Here is a 6,372-nt window from a genome sequence, read left to right on the forward strand (position 1 = left end):
ATTGGAAGCATTACAGTCATTGGTATCTGTATCTGTCTGTACATTAGCAGGGGCTGTAATCGTTGGATTTGTATTGTCTGGATCAGTAATACTTATGGTTTTTGATTCAGACTGTGGTGTGGGGGTTGAACTATCTGTAACGGTTATGTTATATGAACCAGCTTCTAAGACTGAAATATCTTCTACTGAAGATTGAAAAGTGCCTGGTCCATTCCATTCATAAGTGTAAGGAGCGGTTCCGCCCTGTACCAATATATTAATTTCACCATCTGAGACATTCGGACAGGAAGCGTTTGTTGTTGAATTTACGGTAATAGAAATCTGCGCAAATAAATTCCCACCCGTCCATGCGGAAAGGGTTAAAAATATTAGCGATAAAATAAACACATAATGGATTCGGGGTCCAAAAGTAGTTTTATACATAGGCTACCGATCTAGATTTTCATCGGTAAAAGTACGTATTAAATCGATAAAGTGCATTCAGATAGTGTTAAAATAATAATCTGATACACTGGTTGTTACATATTTTGAAAAAAAATATAAGCCTAACTCAAGGAATGCCTATAAAAATAAGGGTTTTCCATTACTTGCTAATAATTAGCTTTTTAGAGTAAAATTTTTCACCTGAATATACTTTGAGAACATACACGGCAGAACTTAATTTCAGATCTATGCTTAGAGTAATTAATTTTTCCGACGGAAATTCAGAAAATGTCTTTATTTTTTGTCCAGTAATGCTATATAGCTCTATCAAATCGATATCTAACCGTTCAGGATTATAAAGCGATATCTCATCAGATTCTTTGGAATATTGCAATGTTATTGAAGTATTCTCTAATTCAGGATCAATTTCATCTTTTACGGGATTATTTAGTTGCGGGTTTCTAAATACCAGTTGAAATCTATCATTGAAAACACCTGTTTCTTCGATTGTATCTTTATATGGCTCTTCAGATATTTTATGATAGGAACCATTAAGAAGGTCTTTGAGATAAATATTGAAGTCTGAACCAATGTTTTCGAGTCCGTCAATCTTTATAGTATAAGCTCCTGGTTCATCAATTCTAATTCCTAAAGATAAAACCTGGTCTAAATTAAAATTTGGAACGCCTTGAATTACAAAAGGTTCATTATTAATCAACCAGTACATGTCTTCAACGTTGTTTTCAATATAAGGAGCATCAAATCCCAGATCGAATCCATTGGTAGACCTTGTGTCTGCAGCTGCCAATATTTGCCTATGATATCCTTTAGGGGATTCAAATTTCAATCTAATCTTATATCTGGTATCTTTTTTATTACCTGTACCTTCCTGACCTCTTTTAGGTTTTAGATCTTCTTGAGAATGAAATTGAGATTCATCTTCAGACTCAGTGGCGAAAACCCTGTGTTTATTTTTAAAAGTTATAGCAGCTGGATTGGATATTCCTTTAGTATTGATGAAGAATGCCTGCCCCACTGGAATAAATTGTCCGGGCCTTTTATCTCCTTTAAGATCTGTATCGGTATTTATCCTGGAATCTATAGACGAAGCGGTGGAAATTCCTCCTGAAAGGTTATATACCGCGTAACCACCTATGTATTCTTCAAGGTAATGTGAATTTACTGGTCCAAAGTGGTCCCAGAAATAAAGGCTGCCGTTAAAGTCGCTAATATTATCCTGTATGAAATCAAGAGCGTCTATCGCAGAAGGGTATGGGTTTCCGGTTAATAAATTTTGATTAGGAGCAACATCTACAGATATATCTCCGTTATTTGGTTTACCACGAAAAGTGTAATTCTGTCTATCAGAAATTGGAACATACCCCTTAGTTCCTTTCATGGTATAACCTATGCCTGGAAGTAAAAGGTCAGTTTCTGCAACCTGTGCCCATTGGAAATAATCATCGGCAGTTCCCTGGAAGGTATTAAACCAATAGGTGCTAATTCGTCTTTCCTGAGAACTATCGTAATAATCTGCCCAGTGATATTGATAATTAAAACTAAGGGCTTTTGGAGTTTCAAGATCTGAAGCATCTAATAAAATTTCTTTGATTTTAAATCCGGAATTATTGTCCCCGCCAGTCAAAGAAACCGGTGAGGTCCAGTAATTGTAATTAAAACTATTTGCCGTTCCCTGCTGGTCTATATCTATTGAACCACTGCTACTTGAATCAAGAATGCTTCCTTGTGGTTGAACTAATTGTGATTCTCCATTGAGATCTATAGAGCCATCTAGTTTAAGATAATGAGAAATGGTTAATCCATTTCCGGTTCCGGTACCAGATTGATCACCAGTCATTTTTATGGTTCCATTCATTTCCAGTTCTCCAGATTCTGAATACAGGCCTAAAAGCTTGATGTCTTTTCCTGAACTTATTTTATTTTTAATCCTTGCTATGTTCCAATCAATAGCTGTAGCATTATCAATCCCATGGCTATTTGGGTTATCCCAGACTGAAGGTCTTAACCAGGTTGTTTTTAAAGACCATTCTCCATCTTGAATTGAGATATAGGGGAGGGGAGCCGTATTATTCTGATTGGTTTCTATATTATATAACCTTCCGGGTATATTATTAATGGCTAAATCTGGAGTGCTACCGTTTGATGGTTTTAAGTTTTCATCAATATCAAGAATGTTTAGAGGATCTGGATCGATAGAAATCATTGGATAATATCCAGCCAGGTTTCCCCAGGTTAAATTGTAAAAAGGTTCACCATCTTTATCCAAATTGAGGTCATTTGCTGTATAGTAGCTTCCTGCAATGGATTTATTTGGTATTTCTTTTCCTTCAATAATAGTAGTAGAGTTAATATTATCAGGAATTTTAAGTCTTTGATTCATCATAAACCTGATGTTCTTTGGGGTTAGGGCTGTCTTCCAAATTCGTAATTCTTCCATCCACCCTGAATAGTAATCTTTAGGGTTATTTGGAGTGCTAGAATCATAAATTGCACCAAGTAAAAATGGCGCAGCTGTAACAGCTGGGTTATTAGATCCATTTGCATTTCCAATATCTATACCGTCAACAAAAAGTCTGGCAGAATTTTGTTTGAAAACTACTGCAATGTGATGCCAGCGTGCAGTAGTTAATTTTCTGGAAGTGGTTGCAGATTTTGATCCCCATCTGAAAGTAGGAGAACCTCCATTTAAAATAAGGTCATATCCAACTGAATTTGCTGCCTTATCCTTTTTAGATAGAATTGTTTTCAAACCAGTTATATTTTCTGGTTTCACCCATAACTCAATTGTGAAATTACCAGAGGTAAATCCATAATTATCTGTCATGCCAATGTAATCATCAACTCCATCAAAATCCAGATTATTACAATCTCCGGAGAAATTAATAGTAACCGAATCACTTTTAGGGCATTGACCATCAGCATTAGAAATTGTCCAAATTAAGGTATAACTACCTGCACCCTCCGAAGAAAATACAGATTCATTGTCTGAATTATTTGTAATGCTACCTCCACTATCCGAATTAGTTTCGTCTATAGACCAATTACCAATTCCGTTTTCCGGGTTATTTGCAGATAATGTTGTTGAAAAAATCCCGCAACCCAATTCCTGATTATCTCCGGCCTCTGGAGTAGTTAACTCCTCTGGTTCTGATATATTGATATAAGAGATCTCCTGGCAGTCATTAGCATCAGTTACTGTCACGGTATAATCGCCCGGTGATAGAGCTACAGTTTGTTCTGTGCTTTCTGCTTCATCATTCCAAAGATAATTATAACCTGAACTGCCAGGTGTTCCACCAGATGCTTCAGCTTTAGCGCTTACTACGCCATAGCAATCTGGATCATTAACTAGATTTATCTCTAGTTCAATTTCTGAAGGTTCTTTTATTTCAACTCTTGGAAGTTGGATCTTTTTACCAAGATTATCCTTAACCCACAAATTGCTATAGACTCCGGCGGGAAGGTTATAGAAGTCTTTAGTATTGAAATAATTATCTTCGATATCTCCATCTATACTATAAAAATAGGGTCTTATACCTCCCGATGCAGAAAATGAAATAGACCCAGTATCAGTCATAAAACAAGTTGCATCGGTTGGTTGCGCATTTGCGATAATTGGCGTACTTACCCCAACCTCATCAGAGAGACCAATACAGGCATTTCTATTAGTATCCCCACATTCCTTTTTGTCGTTTGTTACATACCGCATGGATAAGGCCTCAATCTCGAAGCTGCTCCCACAAGACCACTCAATTTCAGTATCAAGATTTGTAGATTCTGTAATTTTAAATAACCGATATAATCCTGTTGGAATTAGTTCCCATTCAATTTTATTGCTTCTAGAATCTAGATCTTTTCCGAAGCAGTCAATTGCCTTTTTTTCAGTAGTATTTCCATTTTCATCGGTAATGGTATAGACCAGTTCGGTATTTAATGCATATATATTTGAGCTTTTAGTTATTTCAAACCATAAAAATTTTTCAATATTTTGAGAGCAATTATCAGAATCTATAACATTGCCCGATCCATCTCCTATGTAAAAACTATTCCGGTCAATTTGAAAATTCTGAGATTGACCGCAGTCTTCAAAACACTTTCCAGCATAATGAATAAATTGATAATCACTCGAAATACCAGATGCATCTGTTACGGTTAGAATTATATCTTTATCCCCTGGTTGATCATATTCTACCTTTATTTCACCTTCACCACTTGTACTTTCTGGCCTGGCAGAAGTTCCAAATTTCCAGGAATAGGTGAATTCTGTTACGGGCCCTACACCTCCTGCAATGGTTTCCAGATTAACAGAAAATCTAGACGTTCTAAGTTCATTTTCTACATCATCGCAAAGAGAGGATGCGATAATTTCAACAAACACTTTGTCTATTACCTCTTTTGAGGTTGTTGCTTTACAGCCATTTTTATCTGTTACTGTTACCTGGTAATTTCCTGCTGGTATATTGTTTATACTTTTGGTGTTAGCGAGAACCTCACTCCCAGGATTATTATTATCATCCAGCTTCCTCCACTCATAGGTATATCCAGGAGTTCCTCCAGCAGGATTAGCGGTTGCAGAACCAGTAGCACTGCCATAAGCAGTGGTTCGGGTGCTGGTTGCCGTTGCTGTTAATAATTCGGGTTGGGTTATTTTCAGGGCATCATCAAGTAAAATTGCACACGAAGGAGAAAGCCTGTCTCTTATATAAACCGAATAGTCTCCTATACTTAATCCGGCAAAGTTATTTTCAGACTGCCAGGTATTATTATCAATAGAATATTCATATTCACCACTACCACCTGCAGCATTTGATATATTAATTGATCCTGAACTATCTCCGTTACAGGATAAATTAGCTTTCGAGATATTAGCGCTTACCTCATCAGGTTGGTCTACAGTAATAAAATCCTGAAGCGCACATCCGTTTGAATCGACTACAAAGACGGTATATTCATCTGCGCGTACACCAGTAAACTCTGTTGATGACTGAAAATTTTCATTATCTAATGAATATTGGTAAGGTGGAGTTCCTCCCGATACATCTCCAACGCTTATGCTTCCATCTTCAATGTTATTTGTGCCGTTATCGTAACAGGAAGTTGGTTGACTTGTAGTTCCATTGATGGAAAGGGCATCTGGTTGAGATATTATGACCTCCTTTGTAACCTTACAATTATTGGCGTCTGAAACGGTCACATAATATGTACCTTCACTTAATCCAGTCTTAATTGCCCCGGTACCAAGAGTATTCCAGGTATATGTATAAGGTTTAATTCCGCCTAATGCCGTGGCTGTAGCAGACCCAGTATTGGAATTATTACAGTCTACATTTACCTGACTCACGGTTTGTTCAAGAAGATCTATGCTTATGTTTTGAGTTACATTTGATGTATTCCCTGCGTCATCAGTGAATTTCCAGTCGATTGTATAATTCCCATTGGAATCGAATGTAATTGGATCTGTAGTAGTTCCCGTAACATTCCCATCGCAATTGTCAACCGCAACTGGTATCTCTGCGGTATACTCGCAGCCCCATTCGATATTATTGATTGTTGGAGGCACGGGAGCCTCATTATCCAGTACTATAATATTTTGAGTAATAGGTTCAGCCTGGTTACCATTAATGTCTTCAGCATTCCAGGTAATTACCGTAGTTCCTAAAGGGTAATATGCGGTTATTGCCAAACCATCATCCCTTGTTCCAGTAACAGAATCTATAGAACAATTATCTGAGACGACTGGATTATTGACTGTCACAACTGCCCGACACTCTCCATTAAGATTAGAAACAGTTATTTCGGAAACCGCAGCAATTACCGGATCTTCATTGTCTTGAACGATAACTGAAGCATCTGCTGTACTACTGTTACCATTTGCGTCCGTAACGGTAAGGGTTACGGTATTTGAGCCTAAATTGGAACAGTCAAAAT

2 protein-coding genes are annotated in these 6,372 nt (G+C 37.1%); both read right to left on the minus strand.

The features are described 5' to 3' along the window. A partial coding sequence (locus tag G530_RS17725) for a SprB repeat-containing protein (RefSeq protein WP_035716623.1) occupies positions 1 to 423 on the minus strand: 423 nt, incomplete at its 3' end. A 160-nt stretch (positions 424 to 583) separates the two neighbouring features. After that, positions 584 to 6,372, minus strand: a 5,789-nt coding sequence (locus tag G530_RS17100) for a LamG-like jellyroll fold domain-containing protein (RefSeq protein WP_035716625.1), incomplete at its 5' end; no start/stop codon positions are given.

It is taken from the genome of Christiangramia echinicola DSM 19838 (assembly GCF_000423065.1).
Taxonomy (GTDB): Bacteria; Bacteroidota; Bacteroidia; order Flavobacteriales; family Flavobacteriaceae; genus Christiangramia; species Christiangramia echinicola.